An 18,198-nucleotide genomic window follows, 5' to 3' on the forward strand; every position below is an offset into this window, starting at 1 on the left:
AACGACATCACGTGATGAAATAGGACAGCTGGTAACGGCTACAAATGACATGAATCATCACATGCGTGATCTGATCAATCAAATAAACGAGGTTTCGGAAACGGTCAGTACGCAGAGTGAAGCATTAACACAGTCTGCCAGCGAAGTGAAATCCGGGTCAGAACAAATCGCGACAACGATGCAGGAATTGGCATCCGGTTCGGAAACACAGGCGAATAGTTCAAGTGAGCTGTCTTCTGCCATGTCAACGTTTACGACAAAAGTTCAGGAAGTGAGCGAAAACGGCGAGCAGATTAAAGACTTTTCCAATAAAGTGCTGGGCATAACAGATGAAGGAACCCAGCTGATGAACGCTTCCAGTGAGCAGATGGAGAAAATCGACCAGATTGTACAGGATGCCGTTCAAAAAGTAGAAGGACTGGATACGCAGTCTCAGGAGATTTCCAAACTGGTATCGGTTATTAAAGATATTGCTGAACAGACGAACCTGTTAGCATTAAATGCAGCGATTGAGGCAGCCAGGGCAGGTGAGCACGGCAAAGGATTTGCAGTTGTTGCAGATGAAGTCAGGAAATTGGCAGAACAAGTTTCTGAATCCGTTACGGACATTACAAGCATTGTCACGAATATCCAGCGTGAATCCAGTGTGGTCACTGATTCTTTACAGGAAGGCTACAAAGAGGTCGAAAAAGGGACGGAACAAATTAAGTCCACTGGTGACAAATTTGGCGGAATTGACACGGCTGTAACCGACGTTGTGAGCCGTATTCAAACTGTGTCGGATAGCTTATCTGAAATGGCAGCGAACAGCCAGCAAATGAACAGCTCGATTCAGGAAATTGCAGCCGTTTCTGAGGAGTCTGCGGCTGGCGTTGAGCAAACATCGGCTGCATCACAGCAAACAACTAGCTCGATGGAAGAAGTGGCAGCCAATGCAGACGATCTTGCAAAGCTGGCTGAAGATTTAAATGGACTGGTTCGCCAGTTTAAGTTATAAAGCACATGTTGAACAAACCATAACCTTATTTAAAAAGTGAGTGATTCCGCCCTATACTATATCCCTATAGGGTGTGAGATTCGCTTTAGATGATGAAAATATGGAGGGTCATGAAACCGTGACCCTCCATATTTTTAATGGATCACTCAAACACTATATCAAACCATTAAGCTTCTCACTTTTATTATGATAGTCAGCGAAACATGCATATTATGATTCTTAACGTTATAATAACGATGAGGTGAACATATGGCGCGTGACCGGAAATTCACAAAAGATTCGTTATTTCAGGCAACAAAAGATATTCTGCTTAATCATGGCTATGAGGGATTTACATTCAGTATTTTGGCTGAACGGCTGAATGTGTCCAGAGGTGCTTTGTACAAATACTATGCGAATAAAGACGAATTAGTTATGGATTACATGCTTTATCATATGCATCAGTTTATGGAAGATTTGAGAGGTATTCAGGAATATAATGATTTCACAGCTCAATTTAATTTTGTAATCCATTTAATGTATAAACATAGTAAAATTCATCAGATTTTAAAAGCTTCTCAGCATATACCAGCTAAAACAAACTTGAAAACCAAAACAAGTAAAGAGCGTCTCGATCATATGCATCATGATATGTATACACAATTACAGGAGTTAATTGAGCAAGGAAGAAAGGAGAAAATCTTAAAACCCGACATCCCTGATGAGCTGATTTTAGTGTTGATTTTCCAGCTTGTTGAAATCCCTAATCTTTCCGGCGTTACGCGGGAGGAATGGGTGGAAAAGGTAACAGAAATATTAAGTCATGGAATGTTCACAGATACATAGTTGACACTAGTATTACTATCATGAATGCTAAAAGTGACACTTGCGCCATTTTGTTTTACCCAAAGTGACACTTGTGTAACTAAATAGCCTATCCTAAAAGGAGGTTACATATATGAGAAGCTTTTTACAATCGATAACAGACCGTGTTTCTACAAGAAAAGGAGCGTGGGTCACGCTCTCAATTTGGTTGGCAGTTATGCTGTTATTAACTTTTTTTGCCCCCACAGCCCAAGAGTATCAGGTTTCGAGTATAGAGACTATTCCGGATGATGCACCTTCGTCAATTGCTCAGGATAAAGTGGACGCGTATTTTGATGACAGTGATGGTGTACCGGCGATGCTGGTTTTTCAAGCAGATGATGAACAGATGGAACAAGCGGAACTTGTCAGCTTTTTAGAAACAATGAAACAGGAGAATATTGATGGTCTGCATAATATGGTTCCATTGGCGGACATACCTCCACAAGCTACAGCACAGTTTTTTTCTAAGGATAAGAGCACTGTCCTCATTCCGATGACGTTTGATAGCTCTTTAGAAAATGCGGCTATAAAGAATTCGCTTGATGACATCTATTCACTTGCCGAAGAAGAGGAAGATATGACACTGGAGATTACTGGTCCTGCTGCAATAGGAGCGGATACGATTGAACTATTTTCCCGTGCAGATATTGTTCTTATGATGTCGACAGTAGCTATCATATTAGTGTTATTAATTGTTATCTATCGGTCGCCGTTTTTGTCACTGATTCCACTGCTTGCAGCGGGATTTGTGTTCGTGGTGGTCAATCAGGTACTTGGGCTTATGGGAATAGCTGGATTTACATTAGGACAGCAGTCTTTTTCGATCATGACGATTTTGCTGTTTGCTGCGATTATTGACTATTCGCTCTTTGTATTCTCACGCTACAGAGAGGAATTAAAGGAATATGAAAATAAATACGAAGCGATGAAACAGGCCATGCGCGGCACGGGTATTCCACTCTTTTATTCAGGTGGAACGGTGCTGGCGGCAATGCTAATGCTATTGTTTGCCGTGTTTGTTGAATATCAGAATTTCGCACCGGTATTTGGTACGGCGATTGTTTTTGTATTAATAGCAGTATTAACGCTTGTCCCAGCATTATTTGCTTTGTTTGGCAGGAGATCCTTCTGGCCAAGAGTTCCGCATGTGGGCGATAAACGTGTAAAGCAAAGTTCTTTCTGGAGCAAAGTTGGCCGTTTCGTGACACAAAAACCTGTCATGTCGGTTGCCTCGATCGGTGTTTTTCTGCTGCTTTCGACAACTAATGTGTTCAATCTGGAATATGAGTTCAACACGATGAAATCCTTCCCTGAAGATATGCCATCCAGAGAAGGGTATGAACAGTTGGAAGAAACCTTTGCACCTGGTGAATTAGCACCTACAACGGTATTACTGGAAGCAGGCGAAACAGTCACTGAAGCAGATCGCCAAGCGGTGATGGATGAGCTTACTGAGCAGTCACTTGTAAGCGATGTCCGGATTCAAAATATGACAGATGATCAGGAAGTCATTTCTTACCAAATGACTTTTGAGATGAATCCATATTCAAGTGAAACGATGGATGCATTGGAAGAAATGATGCTGGACGCTGACGGGATTTTGCAAAGCAGTAATGTGCAGGGTGAATTATATTTCGCCGGGGAAACGGCCAAATCTGTTGATGATCGCTCATTAAACAACCGTGATTTAATCGTGATCGTTATATTGGAAACCGTATTGATTTTCGGTATGCTTATATTTTTGACGAGATCTTTCAAACTGCCATTGTATATGATGGGGACCATTCTCGTTTCCTTTGTGGCAGCGCTTGGGCTAGGTTCATTCCTGAGTGATCTATTCTTTGGCATTGACACGATCAGTAATCGGGTACCGCTTTACGCATTCGTATTTCTCGTTGCACTGGGTATCGATTATAATATCATGCTCGTCTCGCGATTCATGGAGGAAAGGGAGAAATACCCTGTTAAAGAAGCGGTGGAAAAGGCAGTTGCCAATACAGGCGGTGTTATTTCATCTGCCGGTATCATTCTTGCTGCAACATTCAGTGTATTGATGACACAACCAATACAATTGCTGTTCGTATTTGGCTTTATTGTGGCAGTCGGAATTTTGATTGATACATTCCTGGTCAGAGGCGTATTGCTGCCGGGATTGCTGGTATTATTTGAAAAAGATAAAAATTAGGGAATCCACCGATGCCTGTCATGCAATATCTTTTGCATGGCAGGTATTTTGTTTTTAGCTTTCTATTAAAAGATTATGTTTAATATAACCCTGAAAAAGAAATACAATAATTGTAACTACAAAAATGGGGGTATAAACATATGGATTGGAGCAGAAAAACAGTTGTCATTACCGGAGCAAGCAGCGGGATTGGTGAAGCAACCACTGAGCGATTTGTTAAGGAGGGTGCAAACGTCGTACTTGCCGCGAGAAGAAAGGACAAGTTGGAAGAAATACAGCGTCGGTTAAGTGAATACGAAGGTGCCATCGCCATCAAAACAACGGATGTTACGTCGCAGCAGGAAGTGGAAGACTTGATTCAATATGCACTCGATGAATTCAATCAGGTAGATGTGCTGTTCAATAACGCAGGTCTTATGCCGCTCAGCTTTATGAAAAATAAGAAGGTGGATGAATGGGAACGAATGGTGGATGTCAATATCAAAGGTGTACTGTACGGTATTGGTGCGGTATTGCCGCATATGCTCGAACGGAATGAGGGTCATATTTTAACAACTTCATCTGTTGCAGGACATGAAGTATTCCCGACAGGTGCGGTTTATTCAGGCACTAAATTTGCTGCCAGAGTGATTATGGAAGGGTTGGCAAAGGAAGTGGCCAAAAGTAACATTCGCACGACATCCATATCTCCGGGCGTAGTCGATACGGAATTGCTGGACACCATTACCGACGAGGAAACCCTGGATAACATGGGTAAAGCTGACCGTCAGTTTACGCCTCTTCAAAGTTCAGACATCGCCAATGCAGTGTTTTATGCTGCTAATCAGCCGCACAATGTTGATGTGAATGAAGTGATCGTCCGGCCGAACAATCAGTGAATGCTATCGTCTATTAAGGGCTCTCCCACATTAGGGAGGGCTCTTTTTTAATAACTGGTATTACATGAACGGCTAAAATTACTCATTTATGCCACAAATTCACCAAAACCATGCCAATATTCCCATTTATGATAGATATATATTCTGACAACCAGATCAGATTGAGTAGCAGCAAACAAAGGAAACACCAGTTGAATGGTTTTTCCTATTCATATAGATGATACAAAAGCGGATGCACAAACATGGTGCATCCTGCAAGGAGGTTCATAATGTTTAAACCAGATAGAAAAAAAGCTAAACCTGGAGAGATCGTCGAATTTGAAATGGGCGGTATGCTTGTTAAAGGAGAAGTCCTGCCATCCAAAACGAAGAACAGTATTATTGTCGATATATCAGCCATTAAAGGCTATGAAAAAATGAACTACGGGTACCCGAACACAGTTGTTAATCATAAAAAATACAGAATTGTCGATGAGATGCCTGATGAAAACTTGAATGTCAACCATATGAGGAGTGTAATGGGATGAGAGTGACATCATTAAAATTTGAGCAGCTGGTTCAGGAAAATAAACAGGATATCTTAAAGGATAACCAGCGTTTATCAGAGATTGAGGCCCGCCTTGATAAGAAACAGGCAGATTTCGTGAAAGAAGAACGGAATGCATAGAGTGGACTTGCTCAATTATTGACGGTACCTTCACACTTACAATCGTATCAAAATCGGAATAAGTGGCATGATCGGAAAATTTATTTTTCTTTGATCATGCCACTTTTTTTTGCCTAGGTTTCAATTGTGTTTAAAAGGGCATTTGCATTTAAAAATTCAGATAGGCTAAAAATCACTCGAAAATTGGAGGGATTTTGCGATATATAGTTTATGAAATCTATACAATAAATATTGTATAGATTTTTGAAATTGTATGGACTTATATGCTTGTTTTCTCAAATCAGCCATTCTCCTATACTTATAGGAGTGATTTCAGCACGAAAGTACTTTTGGAGGTGTAAGATATTGTTACAGTTTAATCATGTAACGAAGCGCTATGATAACGGAAAGCCTGCTGTCAGCAATTTGAACTTAAAAATTGAAAAGGGCGAATTTGTCTGTTTTATAGGACCGAGCGGATGCGGTAAAACAACAACGATGAAAATGGTTAACCGGCTGATTAACATCAGCGAAGGCTCCATTCTCGTTGACGGTAAAAGTATTAAGAAACAGGATCCGGTCGAATTGCGGCGGTCGATTGGATATGTCATTCAGCAAATTGGACTGATGCCGCATATGACGATTAAGGAAAATATCGTGCTTGTCGGTACATTGCTGAAATGGTCGAAAGAAAAGAAAGATAAACGGGCACGTGAGCTATTAAAATTGGTTGATTTACCGGAAGAATATCTAGAAAAATATCCGCATGAGCTAAGCGGGGGACAACAGCAGCGTATTGGTGTTTTGCGTGCTCTTGCTGCCAATCCGCCATTAATCCTGATGGACGAGCCATTCGGAGCACTCGATCCGATTACGAGGGATTCACTGCAAGAGGAATTTAAAAAACTGCAAAAAGAACTTCATAAAACGATTCTGTTCGTTACCCACGATATGGATGAGGCGCTGAAACTTGCTGATCGTGTTGTAATTATGCGTGAGGGGGAAGTTGTTCAGGCAGATACGCCGGATCAAATCCTCCGAAACCCGGCGAATGAGTTTGTGGAAGAATTTCTTGGTAAAGATCGCTTAATTCAAGGCCGTCCTGATGTCACAACTGTTGGACAAATCATGGAAGGATTTCCGGTTACAGTACAAACCGGGACAACCCTAAAATCCGCGATTTACACAATGCGCAACAGACATGTTGATTCACTTCTTGTCGTTGATCCGGGCAATGTTTTAAAAGGGGTTATTGATATTGAGGCAATTAATCTGAATTACAAAAAAGCCAATCTTGTAGAAGAAATAATGGAGAAGGAAATCTTTTCGGTTACCCAGGACAGCCTGTTGCGTGACACGGTTCATAAAATTCTTCGCCGCGGGGCTAAATATGTGCCTGTTGTCGATGAACAGCAGCGGCTGACAGGAATTGTTACGCGTGCAACTCTTGCCAATATTGTTTATGACACGATCTGGGGAGATGGTATGGAACTGGATGAAATGGCAACTGCAGTAGAGTAGGAGGAGGATGACAATGATGGAATTGTTTACAGAACATGGTAATGACCTCATTATCAAAACATGGGAACATTTTTATATTTCACTGGCGGCCATTTTACTTGGCGTGCTTGTTGCTGTACCACTAGGCATTATACTTTCGAGAGTACCAAACTTCGCCGATCGATTCATATCGTTTATTGGTATTTTACAGACCATTCCAAGCCTGGCGATTCTTGCTTTTTTCATCCCGATTATGGGTGTGGGGAAAATCCCTGCGATTCTGGCACTGTTTTTTTACTCATTACTGCCGATTTTGCGTAACACCTATATTGGCGTCCGTGACGTTGATAAAGGCGTTGTGGAAGCAGGCAAAGGCATGGGAATGAGTAATTGGCAATCGATTTTAAAGATGGAGCTTCCATTGTCACTTCCGGTTATTATGGCTGGTATTCGTTTGTCAACGGTCTATCTGATCGGCTGGGCAACATTGGCTGCATTTATCGGCGGCGGTGGTCTTGGTGATTTTATTTTTGATGGATTGAATCTTTATCAGCCGTCATTGATTATTGCCGGAACTGTACCAGCGACGATTCTTGCGTTAATCGCTGATCGTTCACTGGCCTTTTTGGAAAATCGATTAACGCCAGAAGGATTAAAGGATTCTTATAAGACGGCGTAATGTTGGAGGTGAAAACGGTGAAAAAAACGTTGTATAAAGGAAGAATTATATTGCTGCTGGTGTTGCTCACAGGTTGTTCACTGCCAGGTCTCGCCAGTACGACCAAAGATACGATTGAAATCGGAGCACTTGGTACATCTGAATCACAAATCATTGCCGAAATACTATCCATTATGATTGAACGTGAAACAGATGCTGATACCGATCTTGTCACACACCTTGGTTCATCGATCGTCCAGCACCAGGGCATGACAAGAGGGGACCTTGATATAACAAGTACACGTTATACGGGTACAGACCTATCCGGGGCGCTTGGAATGGATCCGATTACCGACTCGGACAAAGCATTGAATATTGTCGAACGTGAATTTCAAGAACGTTTTGATCAAACATGGGCTAACACTTATGGATTTGAGAACAGTTATTCAGTCGCTGTTACAAAGGAATTCGCTGAAAAGAATAACATTGAAACGGTTTCAGACCTGGAGCCATATGCAGATGAGCTGCGTTTTGGAGTCGACAATGCCTGGATAAACCGGGAAGGCGACGGATATGACGGCTTTCAGGAGACATACTTCTCATTTGGGGAAGTTTATCCAATGAATGTTGGCTTGGTGTATCAGGCAGCTGCAAGCGGCTATATGGATGTTGTGCTGGCTTATTCCTCGGATGGACGAATTAAAGAATTTGATTTGAAAGTACTGGAAGATGACGGGCGGTTTTTTCCGCCATATGATGCTTCTCCTGTTATTGCCAATGAGGTTCTCGAAAAATATCCCGAAATAAAAGATATTACTGAACGGCTGGCTGGACAAATCTCCACGGAAAACATGCAGGAATTAAATTACAATGCGGATGTTGAACTGATGAATCCAAGAAAAGTCGCCATACAATTCCTGGAAAATCATAACTACTTTGAGGACATAGAGAAGGGAGGAAATTGATATGGACACACTGGATCAGTTTATAAACTACTTCAGCCAGAATAGTGGCTATATTTGGGTGCAATTTTACAGGCATTTTCTGATGGCAGTGTATGGTGTTTTATTTGCGGCGATTATTTCGATTCCTTTAGGTATTCTGATTGCGAAATATGGAAAATTGAGCAGCTGGGTCTTGGCTTTAGGAAGTATAATCCAGACGATTCCGGCTTTGGGAGCGATGGCTGTTATCATGATTGTCATGGGACTTGGGACGAATACAGTGATTGTTACATTAATGCTTTATTCGATTCTGCCAATTACACAAAACACGTATGTCGGTATGAAAGATGTGGATAAAACCGTGGTTGAATCAGGGTTTGCCTCCGGGATGACCCGGTTTCAGCTTTTACGTATGGTTGAACTTCCGCTGGCAGTAAGTGTGATAATGGCAGGGCTCAGGACGGCACTGGTGATAGGCATCGGCATTGCAGCAATTGGGGCATTCGTTGGTGCAGGTGGTCTTGGTGCGATTATTTTAACCGGAACAAACGCAACCGATGGAACACCGATTATTCTGGCCGGTGCGATTCCAACAGCATTGATGGCTATTATTGCTGATTTGATTATGGGGTGGATTGAACGCAAACTTCAGCCTGTCAAGTCATCCAAGCCGCGCACAGCATGAATTTTTAGGCACCTGGTTTTTGAACACAAGCTCTGATTGTATGAAGAGGTGATATTTGTGGGGAATGAAAGCATGAAAGCAGAAAAAAATATCCCTTGCAGATTATCGGATGGGACCATTCTTCGCTCGAATGTGTACCGTCCGGATGAAGAGGGAGTATACCCAGTTCTGATGCTGCGTTTGCCGTATGATAAGGAAGAACGGCGATACTATGATGAGTATCTGGAAGTCCCCAGAATGGTTGAAGCAGGTTATGCCGTGATTCTTCAGGATGTCCGCGGACGGTTTGCGTCTGAGGGTGAATTTTACCCATTTATTCATGAAGGAAGAGACGGATATGAGGCGGTCGAATGGGCAGCCGGACTTCCTTTTTCGAATGGAAAAGTCGGTCTGTTCGGTATGTCCTATCATGGCTTTACACAGCTTGCTGCAGCAGTTGAGAAGCCGCCTTCCTTAAAAGCAATTGCCCCAGTTATGACAATGGGCGATCCGTGGGGTGATTTTCTTGGCAGAGAAGGTGCTCCCAGTGCAACCGGCAAACTTGAAACATGGGTGTTAGGATCCATTATCGAGGATCAGCTGAAGCGACGGAACCACCTTGATGAATCGAAACTGCACGGGTATTTAGAAAACATAGTTGAATGGCTGCATTATGCACCTGCTGATGAATGGCAGCCGATGAAAGATCTTGATCCGGATTCATTCTTTTTTGACGTGATAAAGGGGAAATTGGCACCTGAATGGAAGGAAGACGTGAAGCTGACTGAAAAACTTCAAAACGCTAATATTCCTGCTTTGTTTATGGGTGGCTGGTTTGATGCGTTATTAGCGCCTACATTGGAAGCTTATCAGGCTTACAATGGGTTGAGCATGCTGTGGATCGGCCCATGGACACATGAGGAAATGACTGGTCGTGCCGGGGATAAATTTTTCAACAATGCTGCGGAAGATATCGGTGTCGACCAAATTGCCGACCCGACGGAACTTCACATTAAATGGTTTGATGAATGGCTGAAAGATAAGCCAATGCCTGTCAACAAGTCTGTTCATCTTTATCTGATGGGACAGGATAAGTGGGCAGCTTTTGATCAATGGCCGGTTATTGATCATGCGAAAGAATTATATCTTCATTGTAACAGTGTATCACAAACGCATGGAGGTGATGGGGAACTGGTCTCGCAGCCTTCACGGACACAAGCAGCGAGTCCCCTGAAACTGAACCCTGCCAATCCAGTTCCCACCCGTGGCGGCGGCACATTGATTGCCGGACATGAGTCAGGTATGTTTGATGTCAATGATATACAGGACCGTGACGATGTGCTGGTTTATACAACCGGGAGGCTGGAACAGGGTATGCAATTGCTGGGAACTATAAAAGCGAGTATATGGGGGTCTTCGCCATCAAGTTTATTTGATGTTTCGTTAAGACTTTCTGACGTAGACACATCCGGACGTGTCTATAACTTGATTGATTCGTTCCACCGGGAAGAAGTTGGAACAGTCAATCAGCCCTTCTATATGGAAATAGATATTGGAACGACGGCCTATCTGGTTAAAAAAGGGCATTGTCTGTGTCTGGATATTGCTGCAAGTAACGCACCGCATTATGATATCAATTTGAATAACGGAACAACGACCAAAACACATGCCAATGGAAAAGTTGCATTCGAAAAAATATATCACGGCGGTGACACGGAATCAAAACTCACATTGCCGCTTGCAGAAGACTTATTTCTGTAATCAGGTCAAAAAGGGAGATTTACATGTCAAATCAAAATGAAAAAATTGAAGATGTCAGAACACAATTTATTGAAAAAATAACAGATAATATGAATGCTTTTGGTGCGCCAACAAGCGTTGGACGGGTGCTTGGAATTATTTATATGAACAGAGAGCCTATGACGCTGGACGAATTATCAGCCGAAACAGGGATGAGCAAAACACGTATGAGTCAAGTTGTTCGTGAAATGATTGATATGAATATTGCTGAACGTGTGTTCAAAAAAGGTGTCCGGAAAGATCTTTATCAGGTTGAAGAAGATTATTATCAGACATTCATTTCGCTTTTTACATCAACATGGCAAAAAGCAATCGGAAGAAGCCGCAATTTTGAACAGCGGCTCATCAAAAAGATGGATGAATTGCAGCAACAGCCGGATTTGTCGGAAGAAAACGAACAGGCGATTGATGAATTGCTGGCAGAACTGCACGAGTGGAAAGAATACTATGATTGGATACGCCGGATAACCGAGTTTTTTGAAAGCGGCGAGATTTTCAAGCATGTACCTAAAAAGCAGGGAGGAGATAAACAATGAGTAATAAAGTGATTCTATCGTGTGCTTTAACAGGAGCTGGTGATACAACAGCAAAAAGTCCGCACGTACCGGTGACTCCGAAAGAGATTGCTGATTCAGCAATTAAGGCCGCACGAGCGGGAGCAACAATTGCCCATATTCACGTACGTGATCCGGAAACAGGGCAATTGAGTCATGATGTTAATTTATTTCAGGAAGTGGTGGAACGTATCCGTGAATCAGAGACAGACGTCATTATCAATATTACGTCAGGTGGCGGGGGTGATTGGGTACCGAATGATGCCTACCCTACGACAGGTGGTGAAGGAACAGATATTCAAACACCGGAAGAACGCCATGAGCCAGTAGGAAAACTGCTGCCGGAAATGTGCACACTTGACTGCGGGAGCACCAACTTTGGAAATATGCTGTATGTCAGCCCGACTGACTGGCTTAAAAGACAAGCGAGACTCGTACAGGAAAGCGGTGTGAAGCCTGAACTGGAATGCTTCGATACAGGCCATGTTCGTTTCGCCAATCAACTGGTTGAGGAAGGATTGATTGACGGTGACCCGCTCTTTCAGTTTTGTCTTGGCATTCCATGGGGAGCCGCTGCCGATGCAGAAACCCTTTCTTACATGAAGAGCCGGATTCCGGGAAATGGCAAATGGGCAGCGTTCGGGATTGGACGGATGCAAATGCCAATGGTTGCCGAATCAGTTCTTCAGGGCGGAAATATCCGTGTGGGCCTTGAAGATAACCTATATTTGAAAAAAGGGCAGCTTGCCACTAATGAACAGCTTGTCGATAAAGCAGTCGGCATTGTGCACAGTCTCGGATCTGATATTATGACACCGGCAGAAGCACGTAAACATTTAAATATGCTTAATCCGTACGGAAAGGAAGACTAGCATGACAGCAGAAGGATCGATCAAGCATATTACCGTCGTCGGGACAGGCGTGATCGGTAACGGATGGATAACACGATTTTTAGCAAATGGCTGCCACGTGACGGCATCAGACCCTGACCCGACAGCTGAAGCCCGTACCCGTGAAGCAGTCCAGCGGGCATGGCTTTCAATGGAGGAAATGGGGCTGTCTCAAGCGGCATCGCAGGATAATTTATTTTTTGAACAGGATTTGAAAAAAGCTTTATCGAATGCAGATTTTGTTCAGGAAAACGTTCCGGAGCGGGAAGAATTGAAACGAAGGGTTATTGCTGATATTGATAAATATTCACCAAACGAAGCGGTTATTGCTTCAAGCACATCCGGTATACTGCCGAGCACGTTGCAGGCAGATTGTCACAATCATCCGGAGCGTGTGATGGTCGCTCATCCGTTCAACCCGGTGTACCTTGTACCACTTGTTGAACTTGTTGGCGGTGAAAAAACGGAATCGCAGTATATCGACAAGGCAAAGAATTTTTATGATGGCATGGGGATGAAGCCGCTTGTTGTTCGTCAGGAAATTGAAGGACATATTGCCGATCGTCTGATGGAGGCTATCTGGCGCGAATCATTGCACATTGTTAATGATGGCGTTGCAACAACTGAAGAAGTGGATGCATCTATCATATACGGTCCGGGATTGCGCTGGGCACTGATGGGACCATTCATGACATTGCACATGGGCGGCGGCAAGCAAGGCATGCGCCATCTGCTGGAGCAATTCGGCCCTGCATTGAAATTGCCATGGACGAAACTGGAAGCACCGGAGTTAACGGATGAACTGGCGTACAAGGTGGTCACTGGTACCGAAGAACAAACCAGTGATGTGGAGATGGAAAGGCTGGAAGACCGCCGTGACCAGTTTTTAATCGAACTCCAGCAGCTATTGGAAAAATATTGGCCAGGCGCCAATCTGTTAGGCAAACTGTAAAATAAAGTGAAACTTTATTCAGTGGGGCGATTTTCCCCACTGAGGAAAAGGAACAAAGGCTAAGAACGCAACATCGTGTTGCAACGCCTTTGTGACCTGCGTCGTGCAGGCCCGAACAGAATCGGACAATTACGACGCACAGGACGTGATAGAGTGAGGAGGATTTGATATGGGTGAATCAAAAATGATTATTCAGCATGAGGTACCGGAAGAGTGGATCGACTATAACGGTCATATGAACGATGCTGAATTTGTGCGTGTATTTAGCTGGGGTGTTGACCGCTTCATGAAAATGATCGGCATTACCGATTATTTTCGTGAACAGAACAAGCATACGATCTATACAATGGAGAGCCACGTTTGCTACTTGGATGAAATGAAACTTGGCGAACCATTTGAAGTTCATATGCAAATCATTGATTATGATGCCAAACGCGTGCATGTATTTTATGAGCTTTTCGGTGAAAAAGGGAAACGTGCGGCAACAAGCGAGCAAATGCTCATGAGTATTGACCAGGCAGCCGGGAAAGCGGCACCATTCCCCGAAGAGGTATTTAAACAGGTGAAGACACTTGCCAAACACTATACACCGGCTGAAAAACCGAAAGAAGCCGGACGTGTCATTGGTATCCGACGGAAAAAATAACACGTAAAAAGAGGTTTCCGATGTAACTCGGAAGCCTCTATGTTTAAGCAGATCGTAGGTTTATCAGATTCTTTACCGGATCATTAGCTTTTCTATCAACCGATTCGAAAAACACCTAAAAGAATTTCTATTGGAAACTAACGCTGTTTACTTTTCGGATCAAAGGCATCACGCAGGCCGTCCCCAATGAAGTTTATGGCCAGAACAGTTACTAAAATCGCAATCCCAGGTGGTATCCAGGCCTCCGGATGATCACGAAGAATCCGGACATTCATGGCTTCTGAAATCATATTGCCCCATGTCGGTGTTGGCTGCGGAATACCGAATCCGATAAAGCTAAGACCTGATTCGATAATGATATAGGTTGCCATCATCAGTGTGGCGTTCACAATGATCGGTCCGATTGCATTTGGTATAAAGTGTTTATAGATAATTCGGAAATCACTGGCACCGATCGCCCGGGCTCCATGGACAAATTCCTGTTCCCTAAGTGATAAGTATGTCCCTCGGATGATACGTGTCAAATTCGGCCAGGTTGTCAATGCAATGATGGTAACAAACATTCCGATTGTTATCTCTTCTATAATTGCAATAATTGTAAGAACAAGCACTAAAAACGGCAGCATAAGCATAATATCGGCGGCACGCATGATGATACCGTCTATTTTACCGCCATAATAACCTGCAAGAGACCCCAGGATAACGCCGATGACTAACGTAAAGAACATCGCACTAAAACCAACAATTAAAGAAATTCGGCCGCCATACAGTAACCGTGAAAAATTATCCTGACCCTGCCCATTCGTTCCGAGGATATGTTCGTCGCTTGGCCCTTGTTCAATTAAAAGCAGGTTGGTTTTTTCCGGATCCTGATCAGTAAAAACAGGAGCCATGACACAAACGATAATCATGAATAATAAGACAAACACACTAATGACAGCCATTTTATTTTTGATGAAACGGCGCATTGCCAATTGAAACGGACTTTTGCTTTCTTCCTTTTCACTACCCGGCGTATTTTCCGGCTGCGGCGACAGCTGTTCTTCTGGATTCGATTGCATATGGTTTCACCTCAATCGTAACGGATTCTCGGATCGATAATGCTATATAAAATATCGGCCAGCAAATTCCCTATCAGGATGAGTACGCCCAGTATGAGAGCAATCGCCATAACAACCGGAAAGTCCCGGTTCATGACTGAACTTAAAAACAAGGTCCCGAGACCTGGATACTGAAACACTTGCTCGGTAATGACCGCACCACTTAGTAATACACCGATCTCAAAGCCCATTAACGTAATAATGGGAATCAGTGCGTTGCGAAGTGTATGTTTATAGAGAACATTACTGTCACTCATCCCTTTGGCTCTGGCTGTACGGATAAAATCGCTCCCAAGAACATCCAAAACTTCTGAACGCATGTAACGCATATATGTCGCTGTCCCTGCCAAACCTAGCGTTATACCGGGCAACACCATATGATGAATCCGGTCTGAAAATGCGTTGAAGCCAGACATGCCTGGTGAAGAAAGTGTGCCTTGTGCAGGGAACCAGCCTAAATGAATGGATAATACATAAATAGCAATCAGTCCAAAAAAGAAGTTCGGAATGGCCAAACCGAGGAATCCAAATCCTGTTGCGCTATAATCAAGCAGCGAATAGGGATGCCGTGCTGAATAGATACCAATTGGAATTCCTACTATAATTGTAATACCCAGAGAAAAAAGTCCAAGATATAGCGTATTGGCAAATCTGGCTTCAATTAACTCACTTACGGACCGGCCATTAAAAACAAGCGAATTTCCGAAGTCACCTTGTGCCACGGAACTGACCCATCGCCAATATTGCACGGGTACAGGATCATTCAGTCCTAATGCATCGCGCTGTTCCTCGTACACTTCCGGATCGACATTCGGATCAGCGAGTTCGTTTCCCGATATAGCATCCCCGGGTGCTGACATGGCAAGTCCAAAGACAATAACGGTTAAGGCAAAAAGCATTGGAAAAAACACGAGAATACGGCGGATAATATATTTGTACACAATTTTCCCCTCCCTGAGCCGGATGTTTTTAGGGACTTTGACAGTCAATAGGTTTGTTTGATGTTAATGAAAAGAAAGAGCATGCGGCGGGAGACACACGCTCTTTCACCTTGATCATTCACAACAGTTATTCAGATACCCACCATAACTCAGGATCGTTATTGAATGAATATGGCATCGGATCAACGCCATTCAACCGTTCATTGAAAGCATAAATCTTGTTTTGTGCATACAGAAGAAGTGCAGGTAAATCCTCGGAGAAAAGGGTTTGCCATTCACTGTATTTTTCCGTGCGGTATTCTTGCTCAAATGCTTCCGGTGCCTGCATTGCCTCCTGCATTAGCTGGTCGGAATCCGGATTATTCCAGCGAGAGAAGTTGTAGGCTGCCTCTGATTTCCATAGTGCAGACGGATCAGGATCACCGCTTCCGAGGCTCCAGCCAAGCAGATAGAGGTCCCAGTCTTCGTTGTTGTTCGTTAAATCTTCCTGGTATGCTGTCATTTCTTTCGGCTGGCGCAAGTCAATTTGGATGCCCGCTTGTTCAAGGAAATCAGCGATGATTGGTGCTGAATCTTCGCGAAGCTGATTGCCGGTCGGATAGTTCAGGTTAACAACCCATTCCTCGCCATCCGGCGTTTCTCTGTACCCGTCATCATTTGTATCTTCATAGCCTGCTTCATCCAGCAGCGCTCCGGCCTGTTCCGGATCATATTTGTATTGAGTCGCTGCATTCTCATCGTATGCCCAGAATTGCTGTGCGATTGGTGCATTAATAATTGATCCGTGACCGTACAACAGATTATCAACAATCGCCTGACGGTCGATGGCATATGCCATAGCCTGCCTTACCTGCTGGTTGCTCATATCTTCGTTTGGAATCCACTCGTCCGGATTAAGCTCTCCACTTTCGACTTGTTCATCTGGCCGGTGATTCATGATGAATCCCATAAGCTGATAGCCGAAGTCAGTCTGCTCAATGATTTCCACATGATCAAGTGCATCTACTGTATCAAAGTCAGGTGCCGGTACACCGGTCGGATCTGCTATAAAGTCAATCTCACCATTTTCAAGCAAACCAAGCATGACAGACTGGTCGACAATACGCCAGACAATCTGGTCAAGGTAAGGTTCGCTCTTCCAGTAATCGTCGTTCTTTTCCAGTACATATTGTTCGCGTTCCAGCATTTCGGTGAATTTGAATGGGCCTGTTCCGATCACCTCACCGGCATTTAACGTTGCGGGGTGTTCAGCCATTTCATCGATTGGAACGTCCCCGAAGATATGTTCCGGAATGATTGGGAAGTTTACATCTTTTAAAATAGTTACGTTCGGCTCAGCAAATTTAAAGGTGACGGTATGGTCATCTTCAGCGACCACGCCTTCAAACTCATCCGTTTCGCCGCTGTTGAACTCTTCGTAGCCAAGCAGTCTGACAACATACTCTGTACGAATACCCCCCGCTTCCACATAGCCTGGACTGGACATTGCTTTGTACGTAAAGACAACATCGTCTGCTGTAAACGGTTCCCCGTCATGCCATGTGACACCTTCCTCAAGTGTTAACGTGATTTCTGTCTGGTCGTCATTAATTTCCCAGTCACTGGCTAAATTCGGTTCAAATTCAAGACTGTCATTTTGACTGAGAAGGGATTCATGTGTGAAATCCAAAATGTTGGCTTCATACGCCTCTTCGTAAAAAATCGGGTTAAACACACCAGCAGGGGCCGTGTCCATCGCACCCGTCAATGTACCCCCCATCTGTGGTTCATCAGAAGCCGGTTCTTCTTCAGCCGGTTCTTCCTCTCCGGAATCACTTCCTTCCGCAGGATCTTCCTCACTTGCAGAATCACTGCTGCATGCAGCCAGTAATAATCCAAACGCAAATCCAATAATCAGCAATATAAACCAGTTTTTTCTCATTTTCATCATATTCACCCCTTTTAATTTTTCGAAATCTGGACAACATGGATGTCAATCAAATGCCGGACATCACCTC

Annotated in this window: 18 protein-coding genes; 15 read left to right on the forward strand and 3 right to left on the reverse strand. The window is 43.7% G+C overall.

Translation table 11 applies throughout. The features are described 5' to 3' along the window. The 15 genes from BM195_RS18345 to BM195_RS10565 form a co-directional block, all read left to right on the forward strand. Positions 1-997 (forward strand): methyl-accepting chemotaxis protein (locus tag BM195_RS18345; protein ID WP_170848228.1); only part of this gene is annotated, 997 nt, incomplete at its 5' end. A gap of 249 nt (positions 998-1,246) precedes the next feature. Beyond that, positions 1,247-1,822, forward strand: a complete 576-nt coding sequence (locus BM195_RS10500; RefSeq protein WP_090237608.1) for a TetR/AcrR family transcriptional regulator — start codon at positions 1,247-1,249, stop codon at positions 1,820-1,822. Between the two features lie 112 nt (positions 1,823-1,934). Beyond that, on the forward strand, positions 1,935-4,028 hold the full coding sequence (locus tag BM195_RS10505) for an MMPL family transporter (RefSeq protein ID WP_090237610.1): 2,094 nt from the start codon (positions 1,935-1,937) through the stop codon (positions 4,026-4,028). Positions 4,029-4,168: 140 nt separating this feature from the next. Next, complete coding sequence (locus BM195_RS10510) at positions 4,169-4,906, forward strand: SDR family oxidoreductase (protein ID WP_090237612.1); 738 nt, start codon at positions 4,169-4,171, stop codon at positions 4,904-4,906. Positions 4,907-5,175: 269 nt separating this feature from the next. Beyond that, complete coding sequence (locus tag BM195_RS10515) at positions 5,176-5,433, forward strand: YkvS family protein (RefSeq protein ID WP_090237615.1); 258 nt, start codon at positions 5,176-5,178, stop codon at positions 5,431-5,433. Next, positions 5,430-5,573, forward strand: a complete 144-nt coding sequence (locus BM195_RS10520) for an FbpB family small basic protein (RefSeq protein ID WP_090237617.1) — start codon at positions 5,430-5,432, stop codon at positions 5,571-5,573. Before BM195_RS10515 ends, BM195_RS10520 begins: the two co-directional genes overlap by 4 nt. A 345-nt stretch (positions 5,574-5,918) precedes the next feature. Further along, the gene (locus BM195_RS10525) at positions 5,919-7,073 is read left to right on the forward strand and encodes a betaine/proline/choline family ABC transporter ATP-binding protein (RefSeq protein ID WP_090237622.1); all 1,155 of its coding nucleotides are present in this window, start codon (positions 5,919-5,921) and stop codon (positions 7,071-7,073) included. Positions 7,074-7,080: 7 nt separating this feature from the next. Next, a complete protein-coding gene (locus BM195_RS10530) occupies positions 7,081-7,731 on the forward strand; it encodes an ABC transporter permease (protein ID WP_090237625.1) in 651 nt (216 codons plus the stop codon). Continuing rightward, positions 7,731-8,675, forward strand: a complete 945-nt coding sequence (locus tag BM195_RS10535) for an osmoprotectant ABC transporter substrate-binding protein (RefSeq protein ID WP_090237628.1) — start codon at positions 7,731-7,733, stop codon at positions 8,673-8,675. Before BM195_RS10530 ends, BM195_RS10535 begins: the two co-directional genes overlap by 1 nt. A 1-nt stretch (position 8,676) precedes the next feature. Continuing rightward, complete coding sequence (locus BM195_RS10540; protein ID WP_090237631.1) at positions 8,677-9,339, forward strand: ABC transporter permease; 663 nt, start codon at positions 8,677-8,679, stop codon at positions 9,337-9,339. Positions 9,340-9,411: 72 nt separating this feature from the next. Further along, the gene (locus tag BM195_RS10545) at positions 9,412-11,079 is read left to right on the forward strand and encodes a CocE/NonD family hydrolase (RefSeq protein ID WP_090238099.1); all 1,668 of its coding nucleotides are present in this window, start codon (positions 9,412-9,414) and stop codon (positions 11,077-11,079) included. A 23-nt stretch (positions 11,080-11,102) separates the two neighbouring features. After that, on the forward strand, positions 11,103-11,654 hold the full coding sequence (locus BM195_RS10550; protein ID WP_090237633.1) for a GbsR/MarR family transcriptional regulator: 552 nt from the start codon (positions 11,103-11,105) through the stop codon (positions 11,652-11,654). Next, positions 11,651-12,544, forward strand: a complete 894-nt coding sequence (locus BM195_RS10555) for a beta-keto acid cleavage family enzyme (RefSeq protein ID WP_090237636.1) — start codon at positions 11,651-11,653, stop codon at positions 12,542-12,544. Before BM195_RS10550 ends, BM195_RS10555 begins: the two co-directional genes overlap by 4 nt. 1 nt (position 12,545) lies before the next feature. Next, on the forward strand, positions 12,546-13,514 hold the full coding sequence (locus tag BM195_RS10560) for a 3-hydroxyacyl-CoA dehydrogenase NAD-binding domain-containing protein (RefSeq protein ID WP_090237638.1): 969 nt from the start codon (positions 12,546-12,548) through the stop codon (positions 13,512-13,514). 169 nt (positions 13,515-13,683) lie between these two features. After that, positions 13,684-14,160: a thioesterase family protein gene (locus BM195_RS10565; RefSeq protein WP_090237640.1), complete on the forward strand. Its 477-nt coding sequence runs from the start codon at positions 13,684-13,686 to the stop codon at positions 14,158-14,160. A 137-nt stretch (positions 14,161-14,297) separates the two neighbouring features. Here the strand turns inward: BM195_RS10565 and opp4C are convergent, their stop codons facing one another. The 3 genes from opp4C to BM195_RS10580 form a co-directional block, all read right to left on the reverse strand. Continuing rightward, entirely contained in the window at positions 14,298-15,221 is a 924-nt protein-coding gene (gene opp4C, locus BM195_RS10570; protein WP_090237642.1) for an oligopeptide ABC transporter permease, read from the reverse strand. Between the two features lie 11 nt (positions 15,222-15,232). After that, complete coding sequence (locus tag BM195_RS10575) at positions 15,233-16,201, reverse strand: ABC transporter permease (protein ID WP_090237644.1); 969 nt, start codon at positions 16,199-16,201, stop codon at positions 15,233-15,235. A 127-nt stretch (positions 16,202-16,328) separates the two neighbouring features. Further along, positions 16,329-18,128: a peptide-binding protein gene (locus BM195_RS10580; RefSeq protein WP_342028035.1), complete on the reverse strand. Its 1,800-nt coding sequence runs from the start codon at positions 18,126-18,128 to the stop codon at positions 16,329-16,331. Between the last annotated feature and the right edge of the window lie 70 nt (positions 18,129-18,198).

The organism is Lentibacillus halodurans, assembly GCF_900112045.1.
In the GTDB taxonomy this organism is placed as follows: Bacteria; Bacillota; Bacilli; order Bacillales; family Amphibacillaceae; genus Lentibacillus; species Lentibacillus halodurans.

Coding starts and splice junctions, on each gene's coding strand:
- BM195_RS10545 (WP_090238099.1), top strand. CDS start 9,412: ATGAAAGCAGAAAAAAATATCCCTTGCAGATTATCGGATGGGACCATT.
- BM195_RS10530 (WP_090237625.1), top strand. CDS start 7,081: ATGACAATGATGGAATTGTTTACAGAACATGGTAATGACCTCATTATC.
- BM195_RS10550 (WP_090237633.1), top strand. CDS start 11,103: ATGTCAAATCAAAATGAAAAAATTGAAGATGTCAGAACACAATTTATT.
- BM195_RS10555 (WP_090237636.1), top strand. CDS start 11,651: ATGAGTAATAAAGTGATTCTATCGTGTGCTTTAACAGGAGCTGGTGAT.
- opp4C (WP_090237642.1), bottom strand. CDS start 15,221: ATGCAATCGAATCCAGAAGAACAGCTGTCGCCGCAGCCGGAAAATACG.
- BM195_RS10565 (WP_090237640.1), top strand. CDS start 13,684: ATGGGTGAATCAAAAATGATTATTCAGCATGAGGTACCGGAAGAGTGG.
- BM195_RS10560 (WP_090237638.1), top strand. CDS start 12,546: ATGACAGCAGAAGGATCGATCAAGCATATTACCGTCGTCGGGACAGGC.
- BM195_RS10540 (WP_090237631.1), top strand. CDS start 8,677: ATGGACACACTGGATCAGTTTATAAACTACTTCAGCCAGAATAGTGGC.
- BM195_RS10500 (WP_090237608.1), top strand. CDS start 1,247: ATGGCGCGTGACCGGAAATTCACAAAAGATTCGTTATTTCAGGCAACA.
- BM195_RS10580 (WP_342028035.1), bottom strand. CDS start 18,128: ATGAAAATGAGAAAAAACTGGTTTATATTGCTGATTATTGGATTTGCG.
- BM195_RS10520 (WP_090237617.1), top strand. CDS start 5,430: ATGAGAGTGACATCATTAAAATTTGAGCAGCTGGTTCAGGAAAATAAA.
- BM195_RS10510 (WP_090237612.1), top strand. CDS start 4,169: ATGGATTGGAGCAGAAAAACAGTTGTCATTACCGGAGCAAGCAGCGGG.
- BM195_RS10515 (WP_090237615.1), top strand. CDS start 5,176: ATGTTTAAACCAGATAGAAAAAAAGCTAAACCTGGAGAGATCGTCGAA.
- BM195_RS10535 (WP_090237628.1), top strand. CDS start 7,731: ATGTTGGAGGTGAAAACGGTGAAAAAAACGTTGTATAAAGGAAGAATT.
- BM195_RS10505 (WP_090237610.1), top strand. CDS start 1,935: ATGAGAAGCTTTTTACAATCGATAACAGACCGTGTTTCTACAAGAAAA.